Source organism: Flavobacterium hauense, from assembly GCF_054457175.1.
Window position 1 is genome coordinate 1 of the sequence record NZ_JBTKVX010000029.1, and the last position, 19,470, is coordinate 19,470.

The following is a 19,470-nucleotide window of genomic DNA, read 5'->3' on the forward strand; positions in this document are numbered from 1 at the left end:
GTGGTACCTCCAGGAATCGAACCAGGGACACATGGATTTTCAGTCCATTGCTCTACCAACTGAGCTAAGGTACCATTGCTTTTTTTCACTAATTGCTTGTTTTATCAATGCGTTTGGTGAACTTGTTAGCGGGTGCAAATATAGAACCATTTTTATATTATCCAAAACAAAAGATAAAAAAAATCAATCACTATCTTTACCGCTTAAACAAATAGGAAATGCTTTTAGCGATAGATATCGGTAATACTAAAATTAAAGCAGCTGTCTTTGAGGGAACTGTACTCGTTCAGAAGTTTGTGTTTGAAAAATCCGAAGGCCCGGAAAAGATCAAAAATATTTTCGATGAGCATCCAAAAATTAAATACAGCATACTTTCTTCGGTAGGGAAAGATGAAGCAGAGTTGTTATCTGAACTGGAGAAAAGAGGTAAGCTGATAACAATAAGCCATGAATCTTTACTGCCGTTTCAAAATAAATATGCGACACCGGCAACTTTAGGAATAGACAGAATGGTGCTTTCGGCGGGTGCAGTATTACAATATCCGGGAAAGAACAGGCTGGTGATCGATGCGGGGACTTGTATAACATATGATTTTATAAACGACAACGATGAATACCTTGGAGGGGCAATATCTCCGGGATTACAGTTAAGGTATAATGCTATGCATAATTTTACAGCAAAACTTCCGTTGTTATATCCTGAAATGCCCGCCGAGTACATTGGTGACAGTACAACGGCTTCAATGCATTCGGGAGTTGTAAACGGTATATTGTATGAGTTGCAGGGATTTGCACAACAGTATAGTGAACAATATCAGGAGTTAACGATAATATTAACTGGTGGGGATGCCGAATTTTTGGCTAAAAGATTAAAAAACACCATATTTGCCAATTCAAATTTCTTGTTAGAAAGTTTGAATCTTTTATATCTATATACGATCACAAATGATTAAAAAAATTATTGCGGGCTTGTGCCTGATTTTTTCAGCGGCCGGATTTTCACAACAAAATAATGCATCGCCATATTCATATTATGGGATTGGGGATGTTAAGTTTAAAGGTACCACTGAAAACAGGTCTATGGGAGGTTTAGGTATTTTACCGGACAGTATCCATATAAACCTTCAAAATCCTGCGACATATAGTTCGTTAAAATTTACAACCTATACCATAGGTGCCAGTGATAAGGTAAGGACACTAAAAACCGATTCGGCAAGTGAATCGGCTAATCGTGTTACATTGGATTATCTTGCCGTGGCAATCCCTTTTAAGAATCTTGGTTTTGCTTTTGGGCTTATGCCTTTTACGTCTGTAGGTTATAAAGTGCGTTCGTTTGCTCCTACTGGAGACCCTGATTTTCAATATGAAAATCGTTTCCAGGGTAATGGAGGAATCAATCGTGCATTCTTTGGAGGTTCGTACAGGATTACGCCAAATTTTAGTTTTGGAGCAGATTTTCAGTATAACTTTGGTAATATAGAGACTAAGTCGATATCAAATATAGGACTGCAATATCCTACCCGTGAGCTGAATAAGTCGTTTTATAACGGCGTTTCATTTAACGTAGGAGCCACTTATCAAACAAGGATTTCCCGTAAATATGAGTGGACAACCAGTGTTACTTATGCTCCAAAAAGCACGCTTAAGAGTTCAACCGACAGGGATTTGGCTACAATTACGCTGACAGTTCAGGATAATGAGATACTTCAGGATCAGTTGGAAACCATTACGGTTAAGGATGAGGAAAGTTTACCTTCTTCACTTACAGTAGGTACAGGTATAGGAGAACCAAGGAAATGGTTTGCTGGGGTAGAGTTTACATCGCAAAGCAGTAATACATTGGGAGCCCGTTTTGACCAGGTAACAAATGTTAGCTTTAAGTCATCAAATAAAATTGCATTTGGTGGTTATTATATACCAAAGTATAATTCTTTCAACAGCTACCTTAGCAGGGTTACCTACAAAGCCGGTCTGCGATTTGAAAATACAGGATTGGTGATAAATAATGAAGATGTTAACGACAGGGCTCTTACTTTTGGTTTGGGACTTCCTTTGGGCAATAGTTTTTCAAACCTGAATCTTGGTTTCGAAGTGGGACGCAGAGGTACTACTAAAGCCGGACTTATTCAGGAAAACTATATCAATATCATGATGAGTCTTTCTATAAATGACAGATGGTTCGCTAAAAGGCGATACGATTAATATAAATTTCGATTATGAAGCTACTATGGGTTCTTTTTGTAAGTGTGCTTGGCTTTACTGCTGTAGCACAATCGGTTCCTAAATGCGAGGATAGTTTTAAGGTTTTTGAAGGGAAGTTTCTTTCAAAAGAATATAATGATGCCTATAAACTGCTTCCGAATCTAAGAAAAAGATGTCCTAAAGTAGATGAGAATCTTTATGTGTATGGTGAAGGGATTCTTAAATACCTGATCGAGGTAGCTACATTGCCTGAAGAGAAGAAGCCTTTTGTAGAAGATCTTGTTGCGCTTTACAATGAGCAATCCATGAATTATCCGGCAAGTAGTGCTACGGTTAAAAAAACACAACTGCAGTTGGATTATAAGCTCATAAATAATGCGGAAGCCTATAAAGCTTTTGATGCTGCTTTTGCAAAAAACAAGCTTGCCTTTACAGACTATAACGCAATTCTTTCGTACTATAATCTTTTTTTTGAAGCATACAAGGCAGGTAAAGGTATTTCTGACGACCAGTATTTTGATAAATACGGAGAGATAACATCACAGGTCCTTAATGCCCAGGTACAGATAACAAAAGAAAAAGAGTTGCTTGTGACTAAGCAGGAAAAGAGTACGCTTAGCGATGCTGAGAAGCAGTTTATTATTGATGCCGAACCTAATGTTGAAGGGCTGGAAAATGTAAATGAGATCATTTTCACACAGAGTAAGGACTATGTCAGCTGTGATAAAATGAATGCCTATTATGATAAAAATTATGAGGCTCATAAAGAGAATTATGTTTGGGTAGAGTCAATGGTAAATGCGCTTTATGCAAAAAAATGCTATAAGTCCTTAGTGCTGCAGAAAGGGGCTTTGACTCTTGATGGATTAAAACCTACATCTTTGTCTTCATTCCGTTTAGGCATGATTGCTTTAAAAAAAGGAGATTCTAAATCCGGGATCACTTATTTTGAGAAAGCTGCCGAGCTTGAAAAAGATTCTGCAAAAAAGGTGAAAATTTATTCTGAGATTACTAATATAGCTCAGAACTCAGATAAGGCAATTGCCAAAAAATATTTGCTAAAAACGATTGAATTGAATCCTAAAAAGGTTGAAGTCTATCTTGTTTTGGCGGATTTGTATGCAAACGTATCTTCGAAAAGCGATTGTAATCTTACCGATTTTGATCGTAAAGTGTTGAATTTTTTGGCGATCGATACTGTAAAAAAAGCAGCGGCTGATCCAAAATACAAAACGGCTGTCGATGAAGCGGTTAAGCGATACTCTAAAAATTTACCTAAAAAAGATGAAGCAAAAGTTTTAGGTAAAAGAAAAGGTGATGTTGTTTCATTTGGCTGCTGGATAAACGAAAAAGTTACTCTTCCTAATTTATAATTCATGAAGTTGTATAAAAGTATAGCCTTTATAACTGTAGCTTTTATAGCCTTGCTGTGTTCGTGCGAAAGCAATTTTAAAGATGTTCAGCGCATTAATAGTGTTGCCTTTAGCCCTTCCGGTGAAACGGAAAACATCAATCTAAAGTATACCGATTCCGGTAAGGTGAAAGCTGAACTTGTGAGTCCGCTGATGCTTGATTTTTCCAATCTTGAATATGGTTTTAACGAATTTCCTAAAGGTGTCCATGTGACGCTTTATGATGAAAGCGGAAAAAAGAGTTATGTTGTGTCTGATTATGCTATTACTTATGCAAAGACAGATATTATTGATCTTCAGGGGAATGTAAAGATCACTACTGATGACGGGAATAAGCTTGAAACTGAGCAGCTGTACTACGATCAGAAGAATGAGTGGTTTTATACTGAAAAAAAGTTTAAATTTACTAACAGGGAGGGAAGCCTTCTTGAGGGGCCGGGAGTTGATTTCAGTAAAGACTTTAAAGTTGTTAATGCTCAGCAAAACCGTGCTCTTATTAATAATGTTAAAGATAAGTAATGACGTATTTTAAGATAATGCCTTATCTATTCCTGGTTTTCGCGGCTCTTTTTTTAGTAGATGCGGTGACTAAGCTGATAGATGGCGGCGATCCTGTAGTGAGTTTTCTTTTTGCAGGGGTAGGTATATTTATGTTTTTCTTTAGAAGGAACAGTTACAAGAAGTTCAATAACAATAAGAATGAATAATTAGATTGTTATGGAAGCAACGGTGATAATAGTGTGTCTTCTCCTTTCTGCATTTTTTTCGGGGATGGAGATAGCGTATATATCATCAAATAAAGTTTATCTCGAGGTAGAAAAAAAGCAATCTACCATCATTTCAAGAGTACTTACCCGATTAACCCAAAAGCCGACTCAGTTTATTACTTCTATGCTGGTTGGTAACACTATCGTGCTAGTGGTTTATTCCTATTTTATGGGAAGTGTACTGCTCAGGTGGTTCTCTTCGGTCTATGAAATGCATCCTCTATACAGCTTGTTCGTGCAAATGTTGATTTCGGCATTTCTGTTACTGCTGACGGCTGAGTTTGTCCCTAAAATATTCTTTCAGGTCTATGCTAATCAGCTGATCAAAATTTTTGCGTTGCCCGCCTATGGGTTCTACTGTTTGTTCTATTGGGTTTCCAAATATGTCATTGTAATATCAGATTTTATACTTGTCAGGGTGTTTCGTACTCAGGGTGACAGGCAAAAGGCTTTTTTTAGCCGTGGAGAATTGGGTAATTACATCACGGAGCAGCTTAATGGTGCTGATGAGCAGGAAGAGATGGATTCTGAAATACAGATATTTCAGAATGCACTGGAATTTTCTGATTTGAAAGCACGGGATATTATGACGCCACGCACAGAGATCGCAGCTATAGAGCTCAACGATTCTGTTGCTGAATTACGGGAGCTTTTTATCGAAACCGACTATTCTAAAATGATCGTTTATCACGATACCTTGGATAATATTGTTGGTTATATTCATTCTTTTGAATTATTCAAAAAGCCTAAAACGGTAAAGGAGATAACTATATCTATTGAATATGCTCCCGGGACAATCTACATAAAAGAATTGCTTAATATCCTTACCCGCAGGCGAAAAAGCATGGCGGTAATCCTTGATGAATATGGGGGAACAGCGGGAATCGTAACAGTAGAAGATATCATTGAAGAACTGTTTGGCGAAATCGAAGATGAACATGATGAAGTTGAAGAGCTGGCAGAGCAAGAGTTGGCAGAGGGAGGTTATCTGTTCTCGGCACGGCTTGATGTGGAATACATTAATGAAAAATATGGACTCAATATACCTGAAAGCGATTCTTATGTGACCCTTGGTGGTTTCATAGTGCATAATGTAAAAGAGATACCACGCACCGGCGAGGAGCTGGTGTTTGAAAACTTCAGGATTTTTATTGAGCAGGCATCGAACAAAAAGATTGAGCTCGTAAAAATTGAGCGTTTACTGGGGAAATAAAAAAAAATGCGACTTCGGGTGAAAATATATCGCCACTACTTTTATTATTAAACAGATAATTGTATTTTCGCCCACTGATATAAAATTTTAACAAACAATAAAGATGGCGGTTTTATCAAAAATTAGGCAGCGTTCATTAGTTCTGATACTGGTTATAGGCTTTTGCTTACTGGCTTTTATAATAGGTGATATTATAAACAGCGGTGGTTTTGGAGTTACCCGAAACATAGGAAGCGTAAACGGTAAAGATATTCCTGTACAGGATTTTCTACAAAAGGTAAACGATATCCAGGCAAGACAGCAGGGAATCAGCCCAACACAGGCTGCAAATGCTGTGTGGAACCAGGAAATTGATAATATCCTTTTTGAAGAAAGATTTGAGAAAGCTGGCCTTAGAGTAGGCAAAGACCATATCTTTAATGTGTATGCACAGGATCAGCAGGTTGCTCAAAACCCACAGTTCCAAAATGCATTGGGTAAATTTGATAAGGCTAAGTTCAATGAGTTCCTTGTGAACATGAAGACTACCAACCCTGCACAATGGCAAATGATCGAGAAAAACAAAGGCCTTGTAGAGAATGCAGCAAAAAAACAACTTTACCTGACAATGATCAAAGCGGCTTTCTTTGCTACAGAAGCAGATGGTAAAGCTAAATATGCATCAGAAGCTGATAAGGCGTCGTTTGACTATGTTTTCGTACCATACAGCTCTATCAACGATGATCAGGTGAAAGTTTCTGATGAGGAGCTTATCGCTTTCATGAAGAAAAATGAAAAGAAATATAAATCAGAGGCTTCTCGTGACCTTGACTTTGTATTGATCGAAAATAAGCCTTCTAAAGAAGATGAGGCTGAAATGAAAAAAGAGATAAACTCTCTGTTATTGCCAAAGGTTGAGTATAACGATGCTACTAAAGCTAACGATACAACTCCAGGTTTTGCAAGTGTTGCTGATAATGCAGAATTTGTAAACAAATATTCTGATATTAAGTATGATACTACTTATGTGACTAAAAAACAACTTCCGGTTGAATTTGCTGAGCAAATATACAACCTTGGTAAAGGTCAGGTTTTTGGTCCATACATCGATAATGGCTACTACAAGCTTACTAAAATGATAAACAAGAAAGGAAACGCTTCTGCAAAAGCGAGCCATATTCTTGTTGCTTTCAAAGGCGGTGCTGCTCCGGATCCGTCTATCACAAGAACTAAAGAAGAAGCTAAAGCTAAAGCTGAAGACCTGTTAAAACAGGTTAATGCTAACCCTGGTAACTTCGCAATGCTTGCAATGATGAATACTGATGACCCGGGATCTAAACAAAACGGTGGTGAGTATGATAACATCGTGCCTAACCAAATGGTTAAGCCATTTAATGATTATGTATTCAATAACCCGGTAGGTTCTGTAGGTGTTGTTGAAACAGATTTCGGTTACCACGTTATAAAAGTTACTGGTAAGAATGAAGCTGTTCAGCTTGCTACTGTTGCCCAGAAAATTGAGCCATCTGAAGCTACTACTGATGCAATATTCACAAAAGCTACAAAAATGGAAATGGATGCTGAAGAAAAACCATTTGCTGATATCGCTAAAGGTTTAGGTCTTACAGTGACTCCTGCTACAAAAGTTATGGCAAATGATGAGAATATTCAGGGTATAGGAAACCAAAGAGGTATCGTTAAGTGGGCTTATGCAAATGATACTAAAGTTGGTGATGTTAAGAAATTTGATATTCCGCAAGGACATGTTATCGTGACATTAAAAACAATCAACGAAAAAGGAGTACTTCCTCTTGAGCAGGCTAAGATTTCTGTATTGCCAATTGTTCGTAACGAGAAAAAAGCAGAGCTTATCAGGAAGAAAATGCAAGGTGCTACTCTTGAAGCTGTAGCTCAAAAAACAGGTTCTACTGTAGCAAACGCTGTTGATGTTGCTATCGCTAACCCAACAATTGCTAATGTAGGTTCTGAACCAAAAGTTGTAGGTAAGGCATTTAGCCTTGCTGCTGGAAAAACTTCAGGTCTTATTGACGGACAGCTTGGTGTGTTTATGGTAAGAACTAAGACTATTGCAAAAGCTCCTGCATTACCTAATTACACTGCATTCACTACAAGACTAAGCGGTGAAGCAAGACAACAGGTTCAAGGGAGACTTTCTCAGGCGTTTAAAGATAATGCTGACATAGAAGATAACAGATCAGAATTTAACTAATCAGTTTTCTTTAAAAATAATAAGAACCGGCTTTTAGCCGGTTTTTCTGTTATTATCAATGTGTATGTTAAGTGAAGATGTAGAAAGTTTTAAGAAGGGTTACTATTTTGTTATTTTATGATTTTGCTATGATTTTTTTAGATTAGGGATGGTATTTTTGTTAGGCTAAAGATAATTACCTCAATAATTTAATAGTATGCTAAAACGTGTTAACAGGATAAGGAAGAGTATAATGAAAGGTCTTACCAAAAATGTTGGGAGGTCCCGTATTGATACAAAACCGGGTGCACATGTTACCATGAGGCGCATACTTATATCCAGGCCTAACCACAGGCTGGGCAACCTGTTATTGATTACACCCCTGCTGCAGGAGATACAAAATACTTTCCCGAACTGTAAGGTTGACTTATTCGTTAAAGGCGGCTTGGCTCCAATATTGTTTGAGAACTACAGTAATGTTGACAGAATTATCACATTGCCAAAAAAGCCATTTAAAGAGCTGTTGAAGTACATAAAAGTATGGATTAACCTGAAAAGATACCGTTATGATATGGTAATCAATCTTGATAAGGACTCTTCATCGGGAAGGCTCTCTACACAGTTTGTTACGGCATCAAGTAAGATTTTTGGCGAACATATAGAGGAGCTTGCATTAAAGCACGATGATTACAAACACATGGCTAAAAACCCTGTTTATAAATTCAGGTATTTTCTGACCATGCTTGGTTTTGAGGACAAAAATCTTCCTGTGCCTTTGCTGGATATAAAACTAACGGCCGAAGAACTTGTTGCCGGGAAAAAATTACTCAGAGAGCTTGTTCCTGCCGGTAAGAAGATTATTTCCATCTTTACTTATGCAACGGGAGATAAATGTTATGATGAAAATTGGTGGGACAATTATTATAAAAAACTCCAAAAGGCGTTTCCGGACTATACTATTATAGAAGTACTGCCTGTAGAGAATATCTCAAAAATTGGATTTAAAGCCCCTTCTTTTTACAGTAAAGATGTTAGGGAGATTGCTGCGCTGATTGCCAATACTTCGGCATTTATTGGGGCTGATAGCGGGATCATGCATCTTGCTGCCTCTTCTCAAGCACCGGTTGTTGGACTGTTTTCGGTTACAAATCCTGAAAAATATATGCCATACGGCAATGGTAGCATTGCTATAGATACTAACAGTTGTACGGCTGAAGAAAGTTTCAGGAAGCTAAACTTTATATTGAGCTATGGGCAGTCATCAAGGCTTAAATATGCCTAACTGCCTAATATCATTTCTTTGTAAGGAATGATAGTTTCAAATCCCTTCAGTTTGAAATAATCTTCAGGATTTTCATTGGCTGCTGCCAAAATAAAATCTCCGCCCCACGCTCCAAGGCTTTTTAAGGTTCCGTTAAAATCTGGAAAAAGGTTCTCTTTAATGGTTGGCATCTGTAATGGCGCACTCATCAGGGCAGAGTGTTCATCTAAAAGGCTGCAGAAAAGCCCAAAGTCTTCTGTTGTGGTAGCTGTATCAATGATAGCGTTTACCTTCTCGTTTAGTGTCTTGGTATCTTTAGTATTTTCCCTGTAGGTGGCAACCGAAGAACGGGTGTTTTGCTTTTTGTTCAGGTACACAAAATATAATTTATCCAAAAAAGCAGGATTGAAATTTATTGGTGTAACGAGTGGTTTGCCCTCTTTTATCTGATATATGACAGGTGTGTCGTACTGTGCGCAGGCGATATCATAACCGCTTCCTCCAAAGCTTTTAGCCAGTAATTCGTAGGCATCGATTTCAAACCATTGTGCAATATTGTTGATGAGTGTAGAAGAGCTTCCCAATCCCCAATTTCTTGAAAATGTAAGTTTGTTTACGGCTTTATATCCCGAACCTGCTGACAAAATAGAAGGGTTAGCCTTATGTGCTTGATGTAGAATATATATTAGTGTATCGGTTACCGAATGTCCAGTCCTGCGATTGTCGTGTATGGTTTGGTAGCTTAGGGTCGCTTTATACCATTGTTTGGCATCGGCATCATAGCTTTCCCATTTTAAAATGTGCGGATCATAACTTTCTATCTCAAGATGCTGCCCGTGTACTGTTGGCACTGCAAAAGCTTCAGATCCATCAATTACCGTATATTCTCCGATCAGGAGAAGTTTTCCGTTACTGTAAAAAATTTTCTTCAATGCGGCTTGGATCATTAGTGCGTAATTCGGTTATATAATCGGCAACAGCGGAGTGGCTTACTGTGTTTTTTTCAAAATGCTTTACGGCTTGTTTCTTTTCCTGATCAGTGGCACCAAGCTGGTTCAGGATATTCATAAGGTGCATTTTCATGTGACCCTGCTGAATTCCTGTAGTTGTAAGGGAGCGTAGTGCGGCAAAGTTTTGTGCAAGGCCTGCTACGGCTACTATTTGCATTAGTTCTTGTGCAGAAGGTTTGCCCAGCATTTCATGGCAGAATTTTACCAATGGGTGCAGGGTGGTAAGTCCTCCGACAGTACCTAAAGCGAGTGGGATTTCCATCCAGAAGGTAAAAATTCCGTTTTCAATTTTAGCATGTGACAGGCTGCTGTATCGGCCATCTTTAGAGGCATAGGCATGAACGCCTGCTTCAACCGCCCTGAAGTCGTTTCCTGTTGCTACTACGACCGCGTCAACACCATTCATGATTCCTTTGTTGTGCGTTACGGCGCGGAAAGGTTCAATTTCAGCGATTCTGATGGCAGTCAGGAACTTTTCTGCAAATTCCTTAGCACTTACATTTGCATCTTCATGAAGTTCCTCGATAGGGCACGAAACTTCGGCTCTTACAATACAGTTAGGAACATAGTTGGAAAGTATGCTCATTATCACCTGTACGTTTTTTTCTTCATCTGAGAATGCTGCATATTGAGCAGCTTCCTCTTTCAGTATTTTAGAAAAGCGTTCCAGGCATGAATTGATGAAATTTGCTCCCATGCTGTCTTTGGTTTCAAAAGTCGCATGAAGCTGGTAATAATTGGCAAGGTCGCCGGTTTTGTCCCTGAGTTCTATGTCAAGGATGCCCCCGCCACGAGCCTGCATATTTTTGGTAAGGTCTTGAGAACCTTCAAAAAATTTTGATTTGGTATCGTTGAAAAAAGCAGTGAACTTTTCCAGATTTCCGTTGAAAAGAAAATGTACCTGGCCGATTTTTTCGGTATTAAGTACAGTAGCTTTAAAGCCACCTCGTTTCGCCCAGAACTTTGCAGCTTTTGCAGCGGCAGCAACAACAGAGCTTTCTTCAACAGCCATAGGGATGGTGTATTTCCTGTCGTTGATTACGAAGTTAGGTGCTACTCCAAGTGGCAGATAAAAGTTTGTCAGCGTGTTTTCAATGAATTCGTCGTGGAGTTTTTGAAGATTATGGTCGTTATTCCAGTAATTTTTAAGCAGTGAAATGGCTTCTCCCGGGGCTGAAAAATATTCGTTGGCTATCCATTCAATCTTTTCTTCTTTGGTCAGTTTAGAGAAACCTGCTATTGCTTTGCTCATTTTCAAATGCTTATAATAATAATGTGATGCAAAGATAAGGTTTCGGTAATGCATTTACTAAAATTATTCTGAGCAAAAAAAATGGGCTATTTGCATTTAACAAAAAAAAGAACTCATTATTCATAAAAATTTACTAAAATTGGAAGTTTTTTACCATCTGCAAAATGAAATACATTAAAAGGTCACTTTTCTTATTTATACTGGCTGTTATGCCGGTTGCTGCACAGCAAAAATTAACATTAGAACAAATATGGGGAGGTGCTTTCAGGGCGCAGGCTATGGACGATCTTCAGGCAATGAAGAACACCAACCAGTATACAGTCCTTAATACAAACAGGACTGCACAAAGCAATGCGATAGATTTGTATGATTTTGCAACCCTTACTAAGCTGAATACGCTTGTCGATTCAAAAAGCTTTAAGGAACTGGAAAACGGGATAGATAGTTATACTTTTAGTCCTGATGAGAAAAAAATACTTCTAGCAACCAATTCAGATCAGATCTTCAGGCATTCATTTGTTGCAGATTTTTATATTTATGATGTTGCTTCGAAATCGTTGTCGAAAGTTGCGCAAGGAAAAATCCAGGAGCCAACGTTCTCTGCAGACAACTCTAAAGTTGCCTATTCTTTCGAAAACAATCTTTACGTATATGACTTAGTTTCTAAAAAAGCCGCTCAGATCACAACAGATGGCAAGAGGAACGCAATCATTAACGGTATCACCGACTGGGTTTATGAAGAGGAATTCTCTTTTGTAAGGGCGTATGACTGGAATAGTTCAGGAGATAAGATTGCTTATATCCGTTTTGATGAAACTGAAGTTCCTGAGTTCTCAATGGATATATTTGGTTCGGAATTATACCCGTCAGAATACACATTCAAATATCCGAAAGCAGGTGAGAAGAATGCGCTTGTATCACTACATATATATGATGTGAAATCGGGTTCGACTAAAAAAATAAATCTTGGCAATTATAACGACTTCTATATTCCGCGTATAAAGTGGACGAATGAAGCACAGACACTGAGTGTTCAGGTTATTAATAGGCACCAGAACAATCTTGACCTTATTTTTGTAGATGGCAATAGCGGTGCTGCAAAAGTAGTGCTTAACGAAAAAGACAAAGCGTACGTTGATATTACTGATAACCTGACTTTCCTTAAAGATAACAGCTTTATCTGGACAAGCGAAAAAGATGGTTACAACCACATTTACCACTATGCTAAAACAGGTAAGCTTATCACCCAAATTACTAAAGGAGCCTGGGAAATGACAGCTTATTATGGTTTTGATGAGAAAACAGGTAATATTTTCTACCAGTCTACCGAAAACGGTTCTATCAACCGAGATGTTTACAGAATAAGCCTTAACGGCAAAAACAAAGTAAGGCTTACACCAAACACGGGCACAAATACTGCGACCTTCAGTCCAAACTTTGAATACTTCATCAATACGTATTCAAGCTCCACCAATCCTACTTCATTTACACTGCACAGCGCTAAAGACGGCAAAAAAGTAAAAGACATCCTTAATAACGATGCACTTAAGGCTAAACTTGCCGATTTCAACCTTCCGATTAAAGAATTCATGGTGCTTAAGACTGAAAAAGGACAGGAGCTTAACGCCTGGATGATCAAGCCTAAAGATTTTGACCCTAATAAGAAATATCCGGTATTTATGTACCAGTACAGTGGTCCGGGCTCTCAGCAGGTAAACAATGACTGGAATGGTTATGATGATTACTGGTTCATGATGCTTGCACAGCAAGGTTACATCGTTGCCTGTGTTGACGGACGCGGTACAGGTTTCAAAGGTGCTGAATTCAAAAAAGTAACGTATAAGGAACTTGGTAAATATGAAGTAGAGGATCAGATCGATGCTGCTAAGACTATAGGTAAATATAGTTATGTAGATGCATCAAGGATAGGTATCTTTGGCTGGAGCTATGGAGGCTTTATGTCGTCTAACTGTATTCTTAAAGGAAATGATGTGTTTAAGATGGCAATTGCTGTTGCTCCGGTAACGAACTGGAGATTCTATGATTCGGTTTATACTGAAAGATACATGCAGACACCTCAGGAAAATGCATCAGGTTATGATGACAACTCGCCGATAAATCACGTAAGCAAACTGAAAGGTTCTTACTTATTGATACACGGTTCTGCGGATGATAACGTACACGTTCAGAATACCATGAGAATGGTTGAGGCTCTTGTTCAGGCAAACAAACAGTTTGACTGGGCTATTTACCCGGATAAGAACCACGGGATCTACGGAGGGAAGACAAGACTTCAGTTGTATACAAAAATGACCAATTTCATTAAAGAAAAACTATAAAACAGGCAAATTATGAGTGATAAAACTACTACACAAAAAGGACATCCTAAGGGACTATGGTTTTTATTCGGTACAGAAATGTGGGAACGCTTCGGCTATTATCTTATGCTGGGTATTTTTGCCCTGTATATGCTTGACGGCTGGAACAATGGTGGTATGGGCTTTGATGCTCACACAAAATCAGACATATACGGTACCTACTTAGGATTGGTATATCTTACCCCTTTTATTGGTGGTTTACTTGCCGACAGGGTTTTAGGTTACAGAAGATCTATCGTTATGGGTGGATTGATGATGGCAGCAGGTTATTTCCTTCTGTCAGTTCATGATATCACGACCTTCTTTGCCGGACTTGGACTTATCATTTTAGGTAATGGTTTCTTTAAGCCGAATATCTCTACGCTTGTAGGTAACCTTTACAGCACAGATGAGCTTAAGGACAAAAAAGATTCAGGATACAATATTTTCTATATGGGTATCAATGTAGGTGCATTTGTCTGCAACTTCGTGGCTGCTTACATGAGAATCAACTTCGGATGGAACTTTGCCTTTATCGCTGCCGGAGTAGGTATGCTTATAGGTGTTGTGATATTCCTTTCAGGTTCGAAACACATTAAACATGTAGATGTTATCAAGCCGCTTCAGGAAGGGGATATGCCTACAGGGAAAATATTGGGTTCTACAATATTGCCAATGTTTGTGTTTGGTATAATAGGCTATATCATTCCGGGTAACATACTTGGCTCTGATACTAATGATGCATTCATCCTGGGTTGTATACCTGTAATAGCTTTCTTCATTTATTTATGGGCTAAATCTACAGGACTTGAGAAACGTGCTATTGCAGCACTTCTTGCCGTTTTCTCATGTGTAATTTTATTCTTCGCTATCTTCCACCAGAATGGTGATGCACTTACCGTTTGGGCAGAAGATTATACTGACAGGGAAATGCCTGAACCTGTTGCAAATGTTTTCAGTAAAATCGATATGGTTCAAACTGTAGAAAACAATGATATTGTTGCTCTTGATGAACCGGCATTTAAAGCTAAAGTTGCTGAATTGACAGCTGCCAACAATGCTATGCCAGAAGCTACAGAAGCTGAAATGGCTACTAAAAAAGAAGCATCTAAGCACATTGCAAAACTTGAATCTTCAAGAAAATACTTCAGCAACCTTGATGCTGACAAAATCCCTGCTAAAGGGAAAGACCTTAAATTATATTCAACAGAATTATATCAGTCGATAAACCCATTCTGGGTAATCCTGCTTACACCGGTACTTGTAGGGGTGTGGGGAGCATTAAGAAAAAAGAAAAAAGAACCGAGCACACCAACAAAAATTGCTTTGGGTCTGTTGATTACTGCACTGTCTGCATTAGTAATGGTTGGAGCAGTATATGCGACTAACGACCTTTCTATGAAAGCCGGGAGCTGGTGGTTGCTTGCATCGTATGGTGTAATCACTTTAGGAGAGCTATGCCTTTCGCCAATGGGATTATCATTGGTTTCTAAATTAAGTCCACCAAGGATCACTGCCCTTATGATGGGAGGTTTCTTCCTTGCGATATCGGTAGGTAACAAGCTTGCTGGTATGTTATCGAGCCTTTGGGAAGATATGGAACAAAAAGAGAACTTCTTCTTCCTTAACTTCGCACTAGTATTGGCAGCAGCACTTTTATTGTTCCTTATGCTGAAATGGCTTAATAAGGTAATGAAAGAAAACAACGTATATTAATTAAATTCAGATTATTGCAATGGCAAACGAAACAGTGACGCTGGAACAGATTCAGGACTTTAAGGGAAAATACCCAAAACAGCTTTGGTATTTGTTTTTAGTGGAAATGTGGGAGAGATTCACGTTTTATGGAATGAGAGCGCTTTTAGCGATGTACATTTCCCACCTTGTTCTTTCAGCAGATTATAAACCTTTGACAGGTGCTGAACTTGAAACAAAAAAAACAGAATTCCATGAACAGACAGGTGAAGATCTTACTAAGAGCCATCCAAGATATTATATAGAAACATCTCAGCCAAAAATCAAAGATGACGCTGAGAGTCGTTCTAATAAACAATACGGATTGATTCAGGCATTTATTTATGCCATGGCTTTCGTGGGAGGAATGTTTGCTGATAAGATATTCGGATTCAGGAAATCAGTTTTCTGGGGTGGTATTCTTATGGCGATAGGTACTTTTACAATGGCTTTGCCGGGTGCTTTCCCTTTTTATTTGGGTATAAGTATCCTGATTGTAGGTAATGGATTCTTTAAGCCGAATATTTCGACTATGGTTGGGGCGCTATACCGCCCTGGCGATCCACGCAGGGATGCAGGTTTCTCATTATTCTATTCGGGAATCAATATCGGTGCACTTTTGAGCGGACTTACAATTGCCTACATTGGTACATCTGTAAGCTGGTCATTAGGGTTTGCGCTTGCAGGTGTCTGTATGCTTTTTGGACTTGCATTGTTTTCATATACCCAAAAATCTTTAGGCCCGATTGGGCTTCCGCCGGCACCTGAGAAATTAGAGGAAAAGAAATTTGGGATTAGCAAAAATGCATTAGTGTATATAGGTTCTTTATTGTTCATTCCTTTCTTCTTTGTACTGGTTTATTTCCCATTTGATTTAAATCTTACATTTATATTGGGGCAGGTAACAAATCCTGACGGAACGACCGGACCTAATATGGTACAGTTTAGCGATGTGTTTATGATTACGATTGCTATACTAATCTTTGTATATCTTGTTTATACATTGTTTGCTGTGACAAAAGAAGAATTTGGTAAAATGGCTGTAGCTATTGTCCTTATATTATTCTCAGTATTATTCTGGTCATTCTTTGAACAGGGTGGTGGGTCACTAAACTTCTTTGCAAATGGAAATGTTGACAGCCTTGGCCTGAATATGACACAAGTAAATAATTCGGTTAATGCGCTTTGGGTTGTTGCATTTGCTCCTGTAATCGGTATGATTTGGATTGCACTTGGAAAGAAAAAAGCAGAACCAAACACAGTTGTTAAATTTGGTTTAGGCTTTGTTTTCTTAGGCTTAGGATTCCTTGTATTCTATGGGAGTAAATTTTTTGCTACTGCAAATGGACTTACTCCGCTTTGGATGTTCGTATCTGCATATCTTGTAATAACGATAGGTGAGCTTTGCCTTTCACCAATCGGACTTTCAATGGTTACTAAACTGACTCCATCAAGACTCCACGGAGTAATGATGGGAACATGGTTCCTTGCGAGTGCTTATGGTCAATACGGTGCAGGACTAATAGGTTCTGCTTTAGCTAAAGTTGATACATCGATTGCTAATCCAACGAATATTGACAAGCTTAATCAATATACTGCTGGTTACCAGAGTATCGGTTATGTGGCTATTGGAGCAGGTGTGGTACTGCTTGTAATCTCGCCACTTTTGAAAAAATTAATGAAGTAATGTTCTTAGATTAAATACAGATTAGATTAATGTCGTTAGAGAATTCAAATCAGGATTTTTTTAAATCAAAAGTTTTAGGCCACCCGGCCGGATTATTCATTTTATTTTTCACAGAGATGTGGGAGCGTTTCTCCTTTTACGGAATGCGTTCGCTACTGATCTTATTTTTTACTGCTTCGCTTGCAGATGGAGGATGGGGTTGGCCGCGTGAAAATGCTTCAGCATTGTTCGGCTCATATGTAGGTCTTGTATATCTTTCAACAATGCTTGGAGGGTATTTTGCCGATAGGGTTATAGGTTTTAGATGGGCTGTAGTTGTAGGGGCTGTTTTAATGACTTTAGGGCATGCTTCTATGGCTGTCGAGACTGAATTTTCTATTTACTTTGGCCTCGTATTACTGGTCTTTGGTAATGGTTTTTTTAAGCCAAATATGACATCTATCATTTCTGAAATGTATAAAGATCATCCTGAGAAAAAAGATGGTGCTTATACTTTATTTTACATGGGTGTAAACGCAGGAGCATTCTTTGGAATTTTGCTGTGTGGTTACTTAGGTGAGAAAGTAGGATGGAGCTATGGTTTTGGACTTGCAGGTGTATTTATGTTTTTTGGAATGCTACAGTTTTGGCTTTCGCAAAATATCTTTGGTGATATAGGCCTAAAGCCCAATAAAGAGAGCAAGGCAAAAGCTGAAGCTCTGGATACTGATAAAAGAAATCCTTTTACCCCATGGCAATTAGTAATGATCGCACTGTCTGCGGGATTAGGTCTGTTATGGATTTTAAATGATCCTGCTTCAAAAATATCCGGAGGTAAAATAAATATTTTTGGATTCCTTGGCGAGTATGGTAATGTTATAGCAATTGTAACTGCTTTGATACTATTTATTATCTTATTGGTTTACAGATTTACTCAATATTCTACAATAACCAGAGAAAAACTTATGGCAGTTACGTTCTTTGCCTTTTTGACCATTTTCTTCTGGGCTATATTTGAGCAATCGCCAAACAGTTTGACAATTTTTGCAAGTGATTATACCAACAGGGTGCTCGAAGGTAACTGGAGTGTTATCTTTCTTGTAATTAATTCGCTTATAACCATACTGCCACTTGTTATCATTACCTGGGTGCTCACGTTGTTATTTAAGCAGACATTTAAAAATTATGCCGTAGCAAACATTATACTTAGCTTTAGCTTCGTAATGATTTGGAGTATTGCAATCTGGATGCTGATAAAAGATTACTATACAGCAGGGTATTTGTCATTATCAGATGATACGCTTGCGCTTTTGAAGATTGATAAGGTTACCGAACCTCTTACGGAGGTTGCAGCTACCTGGTTCTCAACATTAAATTCCTTATTCATCATATCCTTAGCACCTTTATTCTCTAAATGGTGGGAAAGTAAATATAACCCATCTGCAAATGTGAAATATGGAATAGGTATGGGGTTATTGGCTTTAGGTATGGCTTGCGTAGCTTTTGGTGCGAGCGATATTGCGCCGGGAGCAAAAACTGCTTCAGTTAGTATGATTTGGCTTATTTTAGTGTATCTGTTTCATACAATGGGTGAATTATGTATATCTCCGGTAGGATTGTCTTATGTTAGTAAACTTGTTCCCGGTAGGATGATAGCCTTTATGTTTGGTGTTTGGTACCTTGCAGTTGCCATAGGTATGAAGGGGGCAGGAATGTTTGGTGAAAATATTGATAAGATAGCAAATGAAAAAGGGCTAAGCTTCTTTTTCTGGATGCTTACATTTATTTCTATTGGTGTTGCAGCATTCTCTATACTAATGACGCCTATAATCAAAAAATTAATGCACGGAGTTCGTTAATTCGGCACTGTTTTTGAATTCTGAAGTTCAAACATTATACACTATGAAAAAAATACTTTTAGCGCTTGTTATAACGCTTGGTGCTCTTACAGCACAGGCGCAGGAGATAAAATGGATGAGTATGGATGAAGCTCTTGCTGCACAGAAAAAGAAGCCGAAACCTATCTTTATGGATGTCTATACCGATTGGTGTGGTCCTTGTAAGATGCTTGATAAAAATACTTTCCATGATCCTGAATTTGTAAAGTATATCAGCGAGAATTATTATGCAGTTAAGTTCAATGCCGAAAGCAATACTGAGATTAACTACAAAGGGAAGAAATATACCAACCCACAGTTTAATCCTGACCGTAAAGGCAGGAATTCACAACATGAATTTGCTAAGTTTCTCAACATACAGGGCTATCCTTCAATGGTGGTATTTACAGCCAAAGGAGATGTAAAAGAGCCTATTGTTGGCTATCTTGAGGCTCCTCAATTGCTCTCGAAACTCGGGTCAAAATAATTTTTAGATCAAATTCCTCTTCGGCTAACCGAAGAGGAATTTTT

General features: G+C 38.4%; 15 protein-coding genes and 1 tRNA gene. 13 read left to right on the plus strand and 3 right to left on the minus strand.

Going from position 1 to position 19,470, the window contains the following annotated elements:
* Position 1: 1 nt before the first annotated feature.
* Positions 2–74: transfer RNA gene (locus ACX0HA_RS16245), tRNA-Phe, on the minus strand.
* A gap of 144 nt (positions 75–218) precedes the next feature.
* On the opposite strand from ACX0HA_RS16245, the gene ACX0HA_RS16250 reads away from it, so the two are divergent.
* The 8 genes from ACX0HA_RS16250 (at position 219) to ACX0HA_RS16285 (ending at position 9,064) form a co-directional block, all read left to right on the plus strand.
* Entirely contained in the window at positions 219–953 is a 735-nt protein-coding gene (locus tag ACX0HA_RS16250; protein WP_458846358.1) for a type III pantothenate kinase, read from the plus strand.
* Entirely contained in the window at positions 946–2,202 is a 1,257-nt protein-coding gene (locus ACX0HA_RS16255; RefSeq protein ID WP_458846359.1) for a hypothetical protein, read from the plus strand. The genes ACX0HA_RS16250 and ACX0HA_RS16255 overlap by 8 nt, the downstream gene beginning before the upstream one ends.
* Before the next feature lie 14 nt (positions 2,203–2,216).
* Positions 2,217–3,575, plus strand: a complete 1,359-nt coding sequence (locus ACX0HA_RS16260; RefSeq protein ID WP_458846360.1) for a tetratricopeptide repeat protein — start codon at positions 2,217–2,219, stop codon at positions 3,573–3,575.
* A gap of 3 nt (positions 3,576–3,578) precedes the next feature.
* Positions 3,579–4,133, plus strand: a complete 555-nt coding sequence (gene lptC / locus ACX0HA_RS16265) for an LPS export ABC transporter periplasmic protein LptC (RefSeq protein ID WP_458846361.1) — start codon at positions 3,579–3,581, stop codon at positions 4,131–4,133.
* Entirely contained in the window at positions 4,133–4,321 is a 189-nt protein-coding gene (locus tag ACX0HA_RS16270; RefSeq protein ID WP_458846362.1) for a hypothetical protein, read from the plus strand. Before lptC ends, ACX0HA_RS16270 begins: the two co-directional genes overlap by 1 nt.
* Before the next feature lie 10 nt (positions 4,322–4,331).
* Entirely contained in the window at positions 4,332–5,594 is a 1,263-nt protein-coding gene (locus tag ACX0HA_RS16275) for a hemolysin family protein (protein ID WP_458846363.1), read from the plus strand.
* 103 nt (positions 5,595–5,697) lie between these two features.
* Positions 5,698–7,803, plus strand: a complete 2,106-nt coding sequence (locus tag ACX0HA_RS16280) for a peptidylprolyl isomerase (RefSeq protein WP_458846364.1) — start codon at positions 5,698–5,700, stop codon at positions 7,801–7,803.
* A gap of 196 nt (positions 7,804–7,999) precedes the next feature.
* Complete coding sequence (locus tag ACX0HA_RS16285; RefSeq protein WP_458846365.1) at positions 8,000–9,064, plus strand: glycosyltransferase family 9 protein; 1,065 nt, start codon at positions 8,000–8,002, stop codon at positions 9,062–9,064.
* On the opposite strand, the gene ACX0HA_RS16290 is transcribed toward ACX0HA_RS16285, so the two are convergent.
* Positions 9,061–9,990, minus strand: coding sequence for a GYDIA family GHMP kinase (locus ACX0HA_RS16290; RefSeq protein WP_458846366.1), 930 nt, complete (start codon positions 9,988–9,990; stop codon positions 9,061–9,063). The two genes, ACX0HA_RS16285 and ACX0HA_RS16290, sit on opposite strands and share 4 nt — an antisense overlap.
* A complete protein-coding gene (locus ACX0HA_RS16295) occupies positions 9,953–11,305 on the minus strand; it encodes a hydroxymethylglutaryl-CoA reductase, degradative (protein ID WP_458846367.1) in 1,353 nt (450 codons plus the stop codon). The genes ACX0HA_RS16290 and ACX0HA_RS16295 overlap by 38 nt, the downstream gene beginning before the upstream one ends.
* Positions 11,306–11,469: 164 nt before the next feature.
* Between ACX0HA_RS16295 and ACX0HA_RS16300 the strand changes: the two genes are divergently transcribed.
* The 5 genes from ACX0HA_RS16300 to ACX0HA_RS16320 are packed head-to-tail and all read left to right on the plus strand — an operon-like array spanning position 11,470 to position 19,426.
* Complete coding sequence (locus ACX0HA_RS16300) at positions 11,470–13,644, plus strand: S9 family peptidase (RefSeq protein ID WP_458846368.1); 2,175 nt, start codon at positions 11,470–11,472, stop codon at positions 13,642–13,644.
* A 12-nt stretch (positions 13,645–13,656) separates the two neighbouring features.
* Complete coding sequence (locus tag ACX0HA_RS16305; RefSeq protein WP_458846369.1) at positions 13,657–15,378, plus strand: peptide MFS transporter; 1,722 nt, start codon at positions 13,657–13,659, stop codon at positions 15,376–15,378.
* A gap of 19 nt (positions 15,379–15,397) precedes the next feature.
* Positions 15,398–17,083: a peptide MFS transporter gene (locus ACX0HA_RS16310; RefSeq protein WP_458846370.1), complete on the plus strand. Its 1,686-nt coding sequence runs from the start codon at positions 15,398–15,400 to the stop codon at positions 17,081–17,083.
* A gap of 29 nt (positions 17,084–17,112) precedes the next feature.
* Complete coding sequence (locus ACX0HA_RS16315) at positions 17,113–18,921, plus strand: peptide MFS transporter (protein WP_458846371.1); 1,809 nt, start codon at positions 17,113–17,115, stop codon at positions 18,919–18,921.
* Between the two features lie 43 nt (positions 18,922–18,964).
* Positions 18,965–19,426, plus strand: a complete 462-nt coding sequence (locus ACX0HA_RS16320) for a thioredoxin family protein (protein ID WP_458846372.1) — start codon at positions 18,965–18,967, stop codon at positions 19,424–19,426.
* Positions 19,427–19,470: the final 44 nt, after the last annotated feature.